Raw genomic sequence first — 15,370 nt, 5'->3', positions numbered from 1 at the left:
CAGCTCATCTAGTTTATCATAACCAATCTGCTTTGTCAAGAACTTTTTTATTTTATTTTTTCAAGTTCTTGTTGTCTTTGCGACAGCTCATTTATAATATCACATTGCTGTTTTCATGTCAACATCTTTTTTAATATTTTTTCAATTCGCTATTTGAACTGAATATTTACAAATATTTGTCAGATTCTGTCATGTCTACAGTGATTCTATTTTAGCACAAGCACTATTTTATGTCAATCTGAATTTTACATTTTTTTATCCTTCTATTTTACTTTTATTTTTCACTTCTCCACTCGCACCCTATCCGATACAAAACTGCTTTCTTCTGCCAAAAAAAGGATTCACCCAATACATAACTGCATTTAAGTGAATCCTCTTTTCTAATATCTGTATTTTACAACTCTTTGAAGTCCCAAATGATAATTTTCTTGATTAATGGAATTTTATAATTGCGTTCATAATATAATTATGATCATACAAAAATGTCAGCAGCGGACTTTTATCGATCATGTCCATACTCGCTTTTCCGAACCCTGTCCGATATGACAATGTAATAATCATAAAAAGTACCCATACGATCACAAGCGCTGTTCCCATACCAAGAAACGCACCTGCCACACGGTTCAGTCCGTGAAGTACCGGAAGATCTCCAATGATATTTAGCGCATACATAATTGTTCTTATAAGTATTGTCACAACTAAAAATGTAATCAGAAACGCAAGAATATCTACAATAATTTTAGCGAGATACGCACCAATATAATCCACAAAACTCTCCACACCAAGCTGCTTATATACTTCGCTATTGTTATTTTCAAGAAGCTTTTCTGTCAAATACTCCGGAAGTCCTGCTTTCTCAATCGTCTGAATCTGAAGTTCCCGCGGCAGTTCGAGCTTTCCGAGCATTTCCTCTACTTGCTGATCCGAGATTCCGTAATTCTCCCAGTTAAAATTCTCTGGTGTGATTCCGGCTTCCTGCAGATTAATTCCCGTAAGTTCTGCGACTTTTTGTACTAATCCGGATGACAGTCCCTCTTTCGCTTCCCGAATCAGAAAAGACCTGCATTCACTCTGCACCATATCCTTTACCGGAAGCACTTTGTACATAACATTGCTTACATACGGTGTGGCAATCACAACTACGATCAGCGTCACGATAGTTGCCGCCAACGACACAACAATCTTAATAGCCCCCCGGATAAATCCAATGATCATAAAAATCAGAAACAGACATCCGACAAATACTAATAACCAATTATCCATAATCTCTCCTATTTTACAAACTGTATTTCTTCCATACCGTCTGCATTCATCACTAAGTATTTATTGATCCCAGAAACAGGTGTAATCTTTGAAATACTGTTCGATAATTCTCCTTCAAACCGCTTCGAACCATTGAGCTGGTAAATACAGAGCTGATTATTGTTATAGAGAAGAATTTCCCGTCCTGACATTGTCACATGAGAATATTCTTTTGTTAAATTCTCTGAAAATACCTGTTTTCCATAAATCGTATATACACGGAGTTCATACCCCTCTTTTCCCTCATTTTTCAAAAGCATTCCGATATATTTATCATGGCGGAATACACTTTTAATTTTCTTCTCAACAGTGATCGTCTCTCCCGGCTGCGGCTTATCTTTTCCGTGAAAAATCATCATAGAACTGCTGCCGACCAAAACCGACGTTTCATTTCCTATGAAATATCCCTCCGGAATGATCTCATTCGGATAGGATTTGGAGAACACTTCATAGTTATTTACTCCACTGTCTTTTCCTCCGAAATTATAATAAACTACGTTGGTACTGATCTGACTGTTCTCGACTTTGAGATATGACACCATCAAGAGTTTACCGTCATCTGAAATCGACACTTCCACAGGATAACCGCTTGTACTGACTGCAATTTTATGCTCTGCAAGAAGATTTCCTTCTGCATCATAACAGACAACCTTAGGACTGAGTTCTTCTTTCAGAATTGCAGCTACAATTCCCTGTTCAGAAACATCTATCTTTTCAATCGGTAAATTTGTCTGAATCTCACCTTTTACTCCAGTCTCCTGAAAAACGATCATATGATTGCCGCCATTATCTGCAATCACCCCTGTCTTTTCTCTCAGTACAAGTACAGGCGTTGCCATCTGGTAAGACTGGTTCCATTTCTCTCTTCCCTTTTTATTCAGCAGAGAGATCCCATCCTTGCTGTACTTGATAACAGAATCCGCAAACACCTCATAACTACTGTTGTGATACTGTTCTTCCTGATATTTCTGCACGATCCTCGTCTTTGTAAACGTATGATATGTGATATACCAATAACTGACAGAAACTAAAAGAACAATAGCTGCCGCAATGACCGTGACGCGAATTCTATGATTTCTTCTATGTCGTTTGATTTTTTCCTGCATTTCCTGCATCTCAGCATCTGATTCATGCAGCTCTGTGATTACTTCGTTAACAATCTTCCCGGCTGTATCTTCCTCTTGCTGGACGACATGCAGATTATTGTTTTCTTTTTTCTTCATGCGTATTCCTTTTCTGTCAAATACTTTTCTACATGTAATCTTTTTTATTATACCACAGAAAGCGCTTTCTACGGTAGTAATATTTTCTGCCCAATAAAAATCAGATTCCCATCCTGCAGTCCGTTCATTCTGCAGATTGCATCCACATGCGAAATGTCACCATACACTTTTTTGCTGATACTGTCAAGCGTATCCCCTTTTTGTACAACATAAAAATCATCTTCACAAAGGACAGCTCCGGATGAAGCTTCCACTGCCTCTTCTTCGAGAATGCTCCCTGCGGTTTCTGTCTGCCCGGTATCATTGGTATTATTCTGTTCTGCATCATCCTGCCCGGCTTCTGCCACATCTTCCTGTTCGATCTCAGATGGATTTTCTATCACATCTTCACTAACCATCTGTATCGTTTCTTCCTTTCCCTCTCCTTTTGCCAGAAGTTCCAATGACTTCTGCGCTGTTTTCATTCGATCATAATTATTCAAAAGCGTTACTCCAACTACAAGCGCCACAACAATTATAAGAGTGGTCACTGCTGTCGTCCATCTGCGCGGCTTTGTTTGTGTATTTTGTTCCATTTTTTCTCTTACAATACTACGAAAATTCTTTGCAGCCTGATCTTCAACAGTTTCACTGGGAGTCATTCCTGTCTGTCTGCGTTTTGTGATCATATAATTCTGCATATCGGGATTTTTCTCATAATAAATATAATGTCCTCCGATTTCTAAAAGATCATGATATTTATAAGCAAAAAACATTTCCTCTTTCGTTGCGGTATCCCGTATAATAAATACCGTATTCGTCTTAGGAAATGTTTTCTCGTGTATTTTTATAATATTCTCATTTGTTTCTGCCTTCCGTCCCGGCAGCGCCAGAAACCATCCAACCAGTTCTCCGTCATGGAAATATTTCTCTTTCTCTTCTCTCATTTTTTTCACATATGTATCATCCACCAGCGGTTCTCCATCTTTCAAAGGCAGCTCGTCCATCTGTACTACTCCCGAAATATAGACACACTGTTGATCCTCGATCATTATCTGTGTCCCTACAAGAAATGCTCCCACTGCATTTTCTTCGTTGTAATCGCATAGCTGATTCAGAAACGTATCTACATAATCTTCCACATAGATTTTGGGACTGTCACTCACGTTGCCGATCTGCCTTACATTTTTTGGAAATTGCTGTTCCATAAAATCCTCACCCCATCTGATATATTTTTGCTAATCATACCACTGGAAAAGAGCTGATTTTAGCAAATCCTGTCGCAGAAATCAAAAAGTTTTCGACAAAAAAGCTGTGACAGGACTCGTTTCTGTATCAATCCTGCCACAGCAATCTGCACATTTCTTCTATACTACTTTATGGCCTTTCTTTTTGTAACGTCTGCTCGTCTCACAGGCGCCGCAGTATTTATCCGTCAGCGTTGTAATCCACCCTTCTTTTGTCTTTGGAATATGCAGCACCGTTACCGGCCACATATGATTTAGAATGACATCTTTCTCAATATGATTCAGCTCAAAAAACTTGGAAGCATTCTTCAGCGCGGCTTTCGGATGCGTCAGTCCATGAAAATGATCGCCCGTTTCTTTTGTATGCGTATGCCAGTCATACAAAAAGAGATCGTGAAGCATCCCGGCTCTCGCTGCAGATCTGGCATCCAGATGAAAGAATCTGCACCAGTGATAGTTGTAATATGCAACATTCATACAATGCTGATAGCAATTCGTGGAACCATGATGCGGATAGAGTTTCATTCTAAGCACGACCGGATGCATTGCGACATCTTTAACACACCCCCAGAATTCCTCTTTCCACTCACGCCTGCAGCTGTGAAGCTTTCCTGCTACCTTGCGCCTGAACCGCAGCGGATACATATCACGAATATCCAGGCCCGTAATCTTAACCTTTTCCATTTATGCAAGAAACGCTTTTACTTTGCGGTAAATACTTTCGCCGTCCAGCTCGAACTTCTTAATCAGTTCAAGCGCCGGTCCTGACTCTCCAAAAGTATCGTTCACGCCAATTTTCTTTACCGGTACCGGATAATTCTCTGCAAGCACATCGCAGACAGCACTTCCAAGCCCACCGATTACAGAATGTTCTTCCACTGTAATCACTTTGCCGCATTCTTTCGCTGAAGAAATAATCAGTTCTTCGTCAATCGGTTTGATTGTATGAATATTGACTACTTTTACCTGAATACCGTCTTCCTCCAAAAATTTTGCTGCCTGAAGAGCTTCATTTACTTCAAGTCCTGTTGCAAAAATAACTGCGTCTTTTCCCTCTCGCAGAACAATTCCCTTACCAAGCTCAAAATGATAATCCGGCTGATCATTAATTACCGGCACTGCCAGTCTTCCAAATCTCATGTACACCGGCCCTACATGTTCGTATGCAGCTTTCACAGCCGCTCTTGCCTCTACATCATCAGACGGGTTAATCACAACCATTCCCGGAATCGTACGCATAAGAGCAATGTCTTCATTACACTGATGTGTTGCACCATCTTCTCCTACAGAGATTCCTGCGTGTGTCGCACCAATCTTCACATTCAAATGAGGATATCCAATAGAGTTTCTGACCTGCTCAAATGCACGTCCTGCTGCAAACATCGCAAAAGAACTGGCGAACGGTACTTTTCCCGCTGCTGCAAGCCCTGCTGCTACCCCCATCATATTCCCTTCTGCGATTCCACAGTCAATATGACGTTCCGGAAACTCTTTCATAAAAATAGATGTTTTTGTTGCCCCTGCAAGGTCCGCATCCAGTACGACAACCTCCGGATGCTCTTTTCCAAGTTCTACAAGCGCATTCCCGTAGCTTTCTCGTGTTGCAATCTTCTTTACTTCTGACATAATGCGGCACCTTCTTTCTCAAGTTCTTCCATTGCGGCTTCATACTGTTCTGCATTCGGAGCTACACCATGCCATGATGCTTTATTCTCCATAAAGGAAACGCCTTTTCCTTTTACAGTTTTTGCGATAATGGCTGTCGGCTGTCCTTTTGTCATGCGCGCTTCTTTGAACGCTGCATCCAGCGCATCAAAATCATGTCCATCTACATTGATCACATGGAAATTAAACGCCTCAAACTTCTTATCAATCGGATACGGTGAATTGACATCTTCAATTTTTCCGTCAATTTGCAATCCGTTGTTATCAACGATTACGACAAGGTTATCCAAATGTCTGTGTCCGGCAAGCATAGACGCTTCCCATACCTGTCCTTCCTGGATTTCTCCATCTCCCAGAAGCGTATATACGCGATAATCCTCTCCGGATAATTTGGCAGAGATTGCCATTCCTACTGCTGCAGAAATTCCCTGTCCAAGAGATCCGCTTGACATATCTACCCCCGGAATATGTTTCATATCCGGATGTCCCTGAAGATAAGAGCCTACGTGACGAAGTGTTGTCAAATCTTCCACTGGGAAAAATCCGCGGTTTGCAAGTGCTGCATAATACCCCGGAGCTGTATGACCTTTAGACAATACAAAGCGATCCCTGTCTGCTTTCTTCGGATCTTTCGGGTCAATATTCATCTCTTCAAAAAACAAATACGCATAAATATCTGCTGCAGATAAAGATCCGCCCGGATGACCTGACTTCGCGTGAAATACACCTGTCACCGCTCCTTTTCGAATCTCATTTGCAGCCTTCATTAATTCTGGCTTATTCATATTCTCCTCCTGAATCTACTGTCTTCTACTCACCGAAAACAGCCTTATAATCTGCCTGGAACTTCTCAATCCCCTGTGTTGTCAGCGGATGTTTTGTCATCTGTTCAATTACCTTATATGGAACTGTTGCAATGTCAGCTCCCGCCAACGCACACTCAGTCACATGCACTGTTGTGCGGATGCTTGCCGCAATAATCTCTGTCTCAATGCCGTGAATATCAAAAATTTCTGCGATTTCTGCAATCAACTCTGCTCCTGCCATATTAATATCATCAAGCCGTCCTACAAACGGTGATACATAGGTTGCTCCCGCTCTTGCCGCAAGCAACGCCTGGTTTGCAGAGAAAATCAGTGTCACATTTGTCTTGATTCCTTCTGCTGAGAGTACTTTCACAGCTTTCAGACCTTCCGGTGTCATCGGAATCTTCACAACCATATTCGGATGAATCTTTGCAATCTCACGTCCTTCTGCAATCATTCCTTCCGCATCTACTGTCGTAGCTTTTACCTCTCCGCTGATCGGACCATCTACAATAGATGCGATTTCTGCGATCACTTCCTCAAAGATACGCCCTTCTTTCGCAATGAGGGACGGGTTTGTCGTTACGCCACAAATAACTCCCATATCATTCGCTTTTCTGATTTCTTCTACATTTGCCGTATCAATAAAAAATCTCATGACTTTTCCTCCTTATCAATGAGTATTTTGTTCCTATCTTGATTATAGCGATGCCCTCTCTCCAGGTCAATAGTCTTATAACTGCGTCCGTCCCTCTAAAGCTCTGAGAAGCGTTACTTCATCAATATATTCCAAATCTCCTCCAACCGGAACTCCGCTGGCAATCCGGCTGACTTTAATGCCGGTTGGTTTGATCAGTTTACTAATGTACATTGCCGTTGTTTCCCCTTCCAGACTGGAATTCGTTGCAATGATTACTTCATCCACATCTCCCTGAAGCCGTTCCATCAGTTCTTTTAACTTAATATCCCCGGGCCCGATTCCAAGCATCGGAGATATTGCACCGTGCAGTACATGATATACTCCATTGTATTTGCCGGTTTTCTCATATGCCGCCAGATCTCTTGTCGTTTCCACTACCATGATTGTCTTGTGATCTCTGTCACTATTTCTGCAGACCGGGCATTCTTCCTGATCCGTCAGTGTATAACACGTCTTGCAGTAACGCACATTATGCCTTGCACTAACCATCGTCTCTGCCAGCTTATCAACCTGTTCTTCCGGCATATTAATCATATGAAATGCTAAACGCTGGGCAGACTTTGGTCCGATTCCCGGAAGTCTTGACAATTCCTCAATCAGCTTTCCTATCTGGCTTCCATAGTAATCCATCTTTCTTCTCCTTCTTTCGGATTAGAATAATCCCGGCATTCCGCCGCCAAATCCGCCTGTCAGCTTAGACATTGCAGAAGAAGATTCTGCCTCCACCTGTCTGAGCGCTTCATTTGTGGCAGCTACGATCAGATCCTGAAGCATTTCAATATCATCCGGATCTACAATCTCTTCTTCCAGTTTCACACGGAGTACTTCGCGTTTTCCGGAAACCGTTACTTCAACTGCACCGCCGCCTGCTGTCGCAGAAAATTCCTTTGTTTCAAGCTCTTTTGCCTGTTCCTCCATCTGACGCTGCATTTTCTGTGCCTGTTTCATTAAATTCGCCATATTCCCCGGCATTCCGCCTCCCGGAAATCCACCTCTTTTTGCCATAGTTACATCCTCCATTCACAATTCTTTTAAACAATCTGTTTTCTCATTAATCTTCCACAGTAATATCCATGTGGACTACTTTCTCAATATCTACAAAACAATCATCAAACCGACGTCCATCATCCATCTTTCGTACTTCAATCTCGACTGTTTTGCCGGTCTTTGCCTCGATGAGCTGGCGCAGCTCTTCTTTATGCTCTTCCGATCCCACAATGCTGGCTGAAATTTCATCCGGCATTACAATCATAAGCTGATCCATACTGCCAACACTAAGCCTTGCCTGCTTCAAATAATTTCGAAGCATCGGCGACGCTTCGCTGCTGATAGAACGGAAGTTTGACGCCACATTACGCACTTCTTCTTTCAATGCTTTCTCCAGTTTAGGCTTTTCCTTCTTCGCCGGAATCCCCTCCAACTGATGATGCTGATATGCAGTTTCCGGGAGCATTGCCGTAAAATCGCCGCGCTCGAGTTTCTCTTCCACAGCCCGTATCCGCTCCAGAAGACTATCATCCCGCACTTCCATCTGCGGCCGGCACATTTTAATAAGCGCCACTTCAAGCATCACTCTTTTCTGTGTCGCATATTTCATTTGACCGCTTAATTCTGAAAAAATACGAATATATCGAAGGAGTGCATCATCTTCGATCATCTCTGCCTCTTCTTTCAACTGTGCAAGATTTTCCGTAGAAACATCCAACACGTCTTCCATATTATCAGAACTTTTTATGAATAGCAAGTTTCTTAAATACCATGTGAAATCTGCCGTCAACTGCCCAAGTTCTCTGCCCTGCATTACCAGCTCTTCTACACTGTGCATTACCGCAGATACATCTCTCTTTAATACATTCCGAAGGAGCATGCTAAATACATCTGTATCCACTGCTCCAAGCACCTCAAGCACATGATCATATGTTAACTTCTGCCCAAGATAAAACGCAATACACTGATCAAGAAGACTAAGCGCATCCCGCATAGAACCATCTGCCGCTTTTGCAATATAGCGGATTGCTTTCTCCTCCACTTCTACCTGCTCCTGCTGCATCAGATCATTCATCCGCGCTGCTATTGTATCAATTGTAATTCTCTTAAAATCATATCTCTGACATCTTGACAAAATTGTGATCGGAATCTTATGCGCCTCTGTCGTTGCCAAAATAAAAATCACATATTCCGGCGGCTCTTCCAATGTTTTTAGAAGTGCATTGAACGCTCCAATGGAAAGCATATGCACTTCATCAATGATATAGACTTTATATCTCCCCTCCGTTGGCCGATAAGCGACTTCCTCCCGGATCTCTCTGATATTATCTACACCATTGTTAGACGCCGCGTCAATTTCAATCACATTCATAGAAGTCCCGGCCGCGATCGCTCTGCACATTTCACATTCGCCACAGGGACTTCCATCTACCGGGTGGTGACAGTTCACAGCCCTTGCAAATATTTTTGCCACTGTTGTCTTTCCGGTACCTCTTGTTCCGCAGAACAGATAGGCATGCCCAATCCGTTCTGCCCTAATCTGGTTTTTCAGCGTTGTCACGATATGATCCTGTCCTTTTACATCTTCGAATTCCGCCGGACGGAACTTTCTGTATAAGGCAGTATATGACATTTCTCAAACCTCCGTCTCTTTTTGTTATTGCTCTTCCCTACTCATCTCCGAAACTAATGCCGGTCATCTTCGCTTCTTTAATAATTGCGGCATTCGGATCAACAGTCTTAAGCTTGCCCGCAACTTCCTGAAGCGGAACTTTACCGATCTCTCCATTGCGGATACCTACCATATAACCAAACTCCTTCTTCAAGATCAGCTGCGCTGCAACTGCACCAAGCCGCGTCGCCAGAACGCGGTCATAAGCACAAGGTGAGCCGCCTCTCTGCGTATGCCCCGGAACCGTCACACGAACTTCATTTTCACATCTTGCCGAGATTTCTTCTGCAATTTTGTACGCAACAGATGGGTATTTCTTCTTCGCCTGTTTTTCTTTCAGCTCTTTCTTAGACATCTGCGCTTCTTTCTTGGAAATAGCTCCTTCTGCCACTGCAAGTATCGTAAAACGTTTTCCTGCCTTAGCCCGTTTCTTAATCGCCTTAGCAATCACATCCGGATCATATGGAATCTCCGGAAGCAAAATAATGTCTGCACCGCCTGCAATTCCCGCATGTAATGTTACCCAGCCAACCTTATGTCCCATTACTTCCACAATAAACACACGGCTGTGAGATGTTGCCGTTGTATGAATACAGTCAATCGTGTTCGTAGCGATATCTACCGCACTCTGAAATCCAAACGTCATATCTGTTCCCCAAAGGTCATTATCAATTGTCTTTGGCAACGTAATAATATTCAGACCTTCTTCCCGAAGCATATTGGCTGTCTTATGAGTCCCATTGCCTCCAAGAATTACAAGACAATCCAGATTCAGCTTATGATAAGTATGTTTCATCGCCTCTACCTTATCAAGCCCGTTCGCATCCGGCACTCTCATCAGTTTAAACGGCTGTCTTGATGTTCCCAGTATTGTTCCTCCAAGTGTCAGGATCCCAGAAAAATCCTTTGAAGTCAGCATCTCAAAATTAGAGTACATCAATCCTTTATATCCTTCTTTAAATCCATAAATCTCTATCTCATCTACAACTGAGCAGAGTGACTTTACAACTCCACGCATCGCCGCGTTGAGCGCCTGACAGTCTCCGCCGCTTGTCAACATTCCTATACGCAACATATCCGCACATCCTTTCCACTAACAAATCACTTGTTTTGATTTTTTTATTATATCCCATTTTACTATTGAATGTAAAGTAGATCGATTTGCCCAACACTATGACTTTGTGGTATAATGCTGTCATATACTCATTTTATAAATAAAAGGAAGAAATAACATGTATTTCATAAGGAGGCTTCGTATTATTATGGAACGAAACGATTTATGCTGGTGCGGAAGCGGCAAAAAATATAAAAAATGTCACATGGCAATGGAAGAACGACTTGCCATTTTAGAAGAACAGGGACATATTGTCCCAACACGATCCATCATCAAAACTCCTGCTCAGATTGAAGCGATCCGCAAAAGCGCAGACTTAAATACAGCAGTACTTGATCACGTTGCAGCTCATATCCACGCCGGAATGTCTACAGAAGAAATCGACAAACTTGTATATGATTTTACTACCGCACACGGCGGAATCCCTGCACCGCTTGGATACGAGGGATTTCCAAAAAGTGTCTGTACTTCTATCAACAATGAAATCTGTCATGGAATCCCTGACGAGAATATTATCCTTCAGGAAGGCGATATCATCAACGTAGACGTCTCCACAATCCTGAACGGTTATTTCTCAGACGCATCTCGAATGTTCTGCATCGGCAACGTATCTGAACGCGCCAAAAAGATTGTCCGTGTAGTAGAAGAATGTGTGGAACTTGGACTTGCACAGGCAAAACCATGGAATCACCTCGGTGATATCGCAGATGCGATCAACACTCATGCACAGGCTAACGGCTACTCTGTCGTAGAAGATATCGGCGGTCACGGAATCGGACTGGAATTCCATGAAGATCCATTTGTCAGCTATGTCACTCCAAAAGGCTCTGAGATGGTTCTCGTCCCTGGAATGATGTTTACAATTGAACCTATGATCAACGAAGGTTCCCCGGACTTTTTTGTAGACGAAGATAACGGATGGACTGTTTATACAGAAGACGACGGACTTTCTGTTCAGATTGAATACATGGTTCTGATCACAGAAGACGGAGCTGAAATCCTCACGAAATAAATTCTCCATTAGGGAGGTAACTCTATGAAATATGATATCGAAAAACATCTTCTCCCTCTTACAGGCGCTCACAACATGAGAGAGCTTGGCGGTTATCCGACACGGGACGGACGCTTTACTAAAAAAGGCTGTTTTCTTCGAGGAGACAACACAAATCACCTTACCCAATCAGACATTGATTTTCTGCGTGGATATCCGGTTGTTCTTGCTGTTGACTTAAGAAGCGCCGGCGAACTCCTAAAAGCACCTTCTCTTCTTGAAAAGGTGCCTGATATTCACTATAAAAATGTAACAATGGCTGATGAAATGAATTCCAATGAATTTCTCGGAGTTTTTCCTGATACAATGGGAGAGATGTATATTGATCTTCTGGAAACATCTAAGATTCGTTTTGGACGTGTTTTTCAGCTGTTTACTGCCCATATGCATAATGGTACCTGTCTGTTTCACTGTATGGCCGGAAAGGACCGTACCGGACTTGTTTCCATGCTTCTTCTTGAACTTGCCAATGTGGATGATGACATTATTATTGAAGATTATGCCGCTACTCAAGTGTTTCAGGAAGATTTAAGGATACAGCAGCTCGAATTTTTGGAGCAGCAGGGCATCTCGGTTCCTGAACGGGTGCTTCTGTCTGAACCGCAGAACATCGAAGCAGCTCTCTCTCATCTTCGCCTTCGATACGGCGGAGCAAGAGGTTATCTAAAAGAATGTGGAATCAAGAACGATGATCTGGACTCCCTTGTCTGGCATTTTGTAGAATAAGGATTAGAATTTGTTATTTTATAACGAAAAAGACGCCTTGACGGGCGTCTTTTTCATTCATGCTTTTGTCTGTTATTGGACAAAAAAATAGAGCGGGTGATGGGAATCGAACCCACGTATCTAGCTTGGAAGGCTAGTGTTCTACCATTGAACTACACCCGCATGTTTTATATTTATTTGTCTGTCTCTCGCTGACAAAAAGTATTCTATAACATTCTTTAATAAATGTCAACACTTTTTTTCACTTTTTTATTTTTTTATTTTTTTATTTTATAAACAATTAAGAACGCTTTTGCTGACGTTTTTCTCTATAAATCCTGCCTTACTTTTCTTTTATAATAACTATGTTGTTTTTTAGTATTTATGAAAGAAGGTATTCGTTATGACAAAAAAAGGTGAAAACATTTACAAACGCAAAGATAATCGCTGGGAAGGACGTTATCTAAAAGGACACAATGAATATGGTAAACGGCAGATAGGCTATGTCTACGGAAAATCTTACCGAGAAGTAAAAGAGAAACTTACCGAAGCAAAGGAACACCTGGAAGCTATTCCTGAAGAAATACGAGCACTTCCGTTTTCCTGTATTTGTGCTCAATGGCTTCGACAGCAGCATAACACGGTCAAGCAATCTACTTATGCAAAATATGTCCGTCTCCTCGATACCCACATTCTGACAACTTTTGGCACTCTCCCTCTTTCTGATTTTTCACCGGAGCTTATTCATCAGTTTTTATTAGAGAAACTGGAAGCCGGGCGTCGGGACGGATGCGGCGGTCTTTCTCCAAAGACTGTTCAGGATATTTATATGATTCTGAAAGCCGTCATACGCTACGGAGAATTAAAATATAAAACCCAACTTCCAAAACCTCAGCCATATCCATTTCCCAAACAGGAGCACACGATTCTTGTCCTATCTTTGAATGAGCAGATGCGTCTTGAACACTCCATGCGCCTTGAACCGTACAATCTGCGTAAACTAGGCATCTTGCTCTGTCTTTACAGCGGTCTCCGTATCGGAGAAATCTGTGCTTTAAGATGGACCGATATTGATCTGAATCATGGCATTCTCCACGTTTCCAAGACATTGCAGCGTATTCAGAATCCAGTCAAAAATTCCACGCAGCGCACTGTCATTATTGAAAGTCCGCCAAAAACAATTTCATCTATCCGTGACATCCCTCTTACGAATAATATTCTCAGTATCCTTTCCCCATTTGAATCTTTACATAATCAAAATGTATATTTTTTGACCGGTCTTTCGGATCACTATATTGAACCGCGCAATTATCAGTATTTCTTTCGCCGCTGCCTCGAATTGCTTGATATTCCTCCTGTCAACTTTCATTGTCTGCGCCATACATTTGCAACCAGGTGCATCGAGGTCGGATTCGATGTCAAAACACTGAGTGAAATTCTGGGACACTCTAATGTCAGTATTACGCTAAATCATTATGTTCACTCTTCCATTGAAATGAAGCGCAGACAAATGGAACTTTTGTTTTCCTGTCATCCCCTTCAAAAAGATTGCACTGCTTCTGAAAATAGATTATCATGAGATTATGAAAGGACGTAAAAATATATGAAAAACGGTTTCTATTCTTCTGGCGAATTTGCCCGCATGGCCCATGTCACATTGCGTACGATACGATATTATGATAAACAGAACATTTTAAAACCATCTTTTGTGAGTGAATCCGGCGCACGGTTTTATTCAGATGAAGATTTCGCAAGACTTCAGCAGATACTCCTCTTTAAATTTCTCGGTTTTTCTCTGGAAGATATCCGGGAACTGACAATCAATGATTCTGACTACCATTTCCTTCTGGATTCTCTCAATATCCAGTTGAAATTAGTTCGCGACCGGATTGAGCAGATGCAGCTTGTAGAAAAAGCCATTCAGGATACCGCCGATGCGATTCGCTCTGAAAAAGTCATTGACTGGACACAGATGCTGGATCTGATCCATTTGACCGGAATGGAAAAAACGTTAAAAAACCAATATCAGGACGCGTCGAACATTTCCACCCGAATCAACCTGCACAGTCTTTACTCTCGAAATCCTCAAGGCTGGTTTCCATGGATTTTCGAACAGCTTCAGTTGAAAGACGGTCTGCGCGTACTGGAGATTGGCTGTGGCGACGGCTCTATGTGGCATCAGAATCTGGAACGGATTCCTGCCGATATCCGTATCACTTTGTCTGATATTTCTGTTGGTATGCTGCGTGATGCCCGCAGAAATATCGGTTCTGACGATCTTCGCTTCTCTTTCCGTTCCTTTGACTGCCAGCAGATTCCTTATGAAGCGGAAACTTTCGATATCGTTATCGCAAACCATGTGCTTTTCTACTGCGAAAATGTCTCGAAAGCCTGTCAGGAAATCTGCCGCGTCCTAAAACCCGGCGGACGGCTTTTAGCAAGCACCTATGGCGCTGATCATATGAAAGAGGTTAGTGAACTTGCCAGTGGATTTGATGACAGAATCATTCTGGCTGCCGGAAAACTGGACGAAAAATTCGGAAAAGAAAATGGAATGGCGCTTCTTCGTAAATCTTTTCATACGGTTGTCTGGCTTCCCTACGAAGATGCACTGGAAGTCCCGGATGCGGAACCTCTGATTTCCTATATCTTATCCTGTCATGGCAATCAGAATCAATATCTGTTAGACCGCTACAAAGAGTTCTGCACATACGTCCGTAAAAAAACAGCAAAAGGATTCCACATTACCAAAGACGCCGGGATCTTTCTCTGTGAAAAATCTTAATCAGCTCCAAATTCTACCCGATTTTCTTTGTAGGTTTTTCACAAAAATACAACAAATCCATAAAAGTGCTTGAAAGTAACCTTACGTCACCTTTTAGAATGTAACCATCAAAGAAACTAGTAACGATCAGAAGC

The 15,370-nt window shown here is 42.1% G+C and carries 15 protein-coding genes and 1 tRNA gene; 4 read left to right on the top strand and 12 right to left on the bottom strand.

The annotated features are described in order from the left end of the window. Positions 1–432: 432 nt before the first annotated feature. The 11 genes from KFE17_12425 to KFE17_12375 all read right to left on the bottom strand — a co-directional run bounded on the left by KFE17_12425 (position 433) and on the right by KFE17_12375 (position 10,656). A complete protein-coding gene (locus KFE17_12425; protein QUO31642.1) occupies positions 433–1,263 on the bottom strand; it encodes a CvpA family protein in 831 nt (276 codons plus the stop codon). 8 nt (positions 1,264–1,271) lie between these two features. After that, entirely contained in the window at positions 1,272–2,525 is a 1,254-nt protein-coding gene (locus tag KFE17_12420; GenBank protein QUO31641.1) for a hypothetical protein, read from the bottom strand. 68 nt (positions 2,526–2,593) lie between these two features. After that, positions 2,594–3,712, bottom strand: coding sequence for a LysM peptidoglycan-binding domain-containing protein (locus KFE17_12415; protein QUO31640.1), 1,119 nt, complete (start codon positions 3,710–3,712; stop codon positions 2,594–2,596). Positions 3,713–3,871: 159 nt separating this feature from the next. Then, positions 3,872–4,396: a phosphohydrolase gene (locus tag KFE17_12410; protein QUO33712.1), complete on the bottom strand. Its 525-nt coding sequence runs from the start codon at positions 4,394–4,396 to the stop codon at positions 3,872–3,874. Positions 4,397–4,435: 39 nt separating this feature from the next. Then, entirely contained in the window at positions 4,436–5,377 is a 942-nt protein-coding gene (locus tag KFE17_12405) for a transketolase family protein (GenBank protein ID QUO31639.1), read from the bottom strand. Beyond that, the gene (locus tag KFE17_12400) at positions 5,365–6,201 is read right to left on the bottom strand and encodes a transketolase (protein QUO31638.1); all 837 of its coding nucleotides are present in this window, start codon (positions 6,199–6,201) and stop codon (positions 5,365–5,367) included. Before KFE17_12400 ends, KFE17_12405 begins: the two co-directional genes overlap by 13 nt. Positions 6,202–6,226: 25 nt before the next feature. After that, the gene (gene fsa, locus KFE17_12395; GenBank protein QUO31637.1) at positions 6,227–6,880 is read right to left on the bottom strand and encodes a fructose-6-phosphate aldolase; all 654 of its coding nucleotides are present in this window, start codon (positions 6,878–6,880) and stop codon (positions 6,227–6,229) included. A 75-nt stretch (positions 6,881–6,955) separates the two neighbouring features. Next, positions 6,956–7,552 (bottom strand): recombination mediator RecR, encoded by a 597-nt coding sequence (recR, locus tag KFE17_12390; GenBank protein ID QUO31636.1) that lies wholly within the window; start codon positions 7,550–7,552, stop codon positions 6,956–6,958. Positions 7,553–7,573: 21 nt separating this feature from the next. Further along, positions 7,574–7,927 carry a YbaB/EbfC family nucleoid-associated protein gene (locus tag KFE17_12385; protein ID QUO31635.1) on the bottom strand — a complete coding sequence of 118 codons (354 nt, stop codon included), beginning with the start codon at positions 7,925–7,927 and terminating at the stop codon, positions 7,574–7,576. A 46-nt stretch (positions 7,928–7,973) separates the two neighbouring features. Further along, positions 7,974–9,542 carry a DNA polymerase III subunit gamma/tau gene (gene dnaX, locus KFE17_12380; protein ID QUO31634.1) on the bottom strand — a complete coding sequence of 523 codons (1,569 nt, stop codon included), beginning with the start codon at positions 9,540–9,542 and terminating at the stop codon, positions 7,974–7,976. A gap of 37 nt (positions 9,543–9,579) precedes the next feature. Continuing rightward, the gene (locus KFE17_12375; GenBank protein ID QUO31633.1) at positions 9,580–10,656 is read right to left on the bottom strand and encodes a 6-phosphofructokinase; all 1,077 of its coding nucleotides are present in this window, start codon (positions 10,654–10,656) and stop codon (positions 9,580–9,582) included. Positions 10,657–10,843: 187 nt separating this feature from the next. Here KFE17_12375 and KFE17_12370 point away from each other — a divergent pair, with 187 nt between their 5' ends. Both KFE17_12370 and KFE17_12365 read left to right on the top strand, forming a co-directional pair. Beyond that, entirely contained in the window at positions 10,844–11,707 is an 864-nt protein-coding gene (locus KFE17_12370; GenBank protein QUO31632.1) for a methionyl aminopeptidase, read from the top strand. A gap of 24 nt (positions 11,708–11,731) precedes the next feature. After that, positions 11,732–12,472 (top strand): tyrosine-protein phosphatase, encoded by a 741-nt coding sequence (locus KFE17_12365; protein QUO31631.1) that lies wholly within the window; start codon positions 11,732–11,734, stop codon positions 12,470–12,472. A gap of 91 nt (positions 12,473–12,563) precedes the next feature. Here the strand turns inward: KFE17_12365 and KFE17_12360 are convergent. Next, positions 12,564–12,634 (bottom strand) — tRNA-Gly (locus KFE17_12360). A 220-nt stretch (positions 12,635–12,854) separates the two neighbouring features. On the opposite strand from KFE17_12360, the gene KFE17_12355 reads away from it, so the two are divergent. Together KFE17_12355 and KFE17_12350 are read left to right on the top strand one after the other, a co-directional pair. Then, positions 12,855–14,030, top strand: coding sequence for a site-specific integrase (locus KFE17_12355; protein QUO31630.1), 1,176 nt, complete (start codon positions 12,855–12,857; stop codon positions 14,028–14,030). Positions 14,031–14,054: 24 nt separating this feature from the next. Further along, complete coding sequence (locus KFE17_12350) at positions 14,055–15,236, top strand: methyltransferase domain-containing protein (protein ID QUO31629.1); 1,182 nt, start codon at positions 14,055–14,057, stop codon at positions 15,234–15,236. The last annotated feature ends 134 nt before the right edge of the window (positions 15,237–15,370 follow it).

Origin of the sequence: Faecalicatena sp. Marseille-Q4148 (assembly GCA_018228665.1) — a bacterium.
Taxonomy (GTDB): Bacteria; Bacillota; Clostridia; order Lachnospirales; family Lachnospiraceae; genus UBA9414.
Note: the sequence above shows the minus strand (reverse complement) of the source record. Positions and strands in the feature narration are given on the sequence as shown.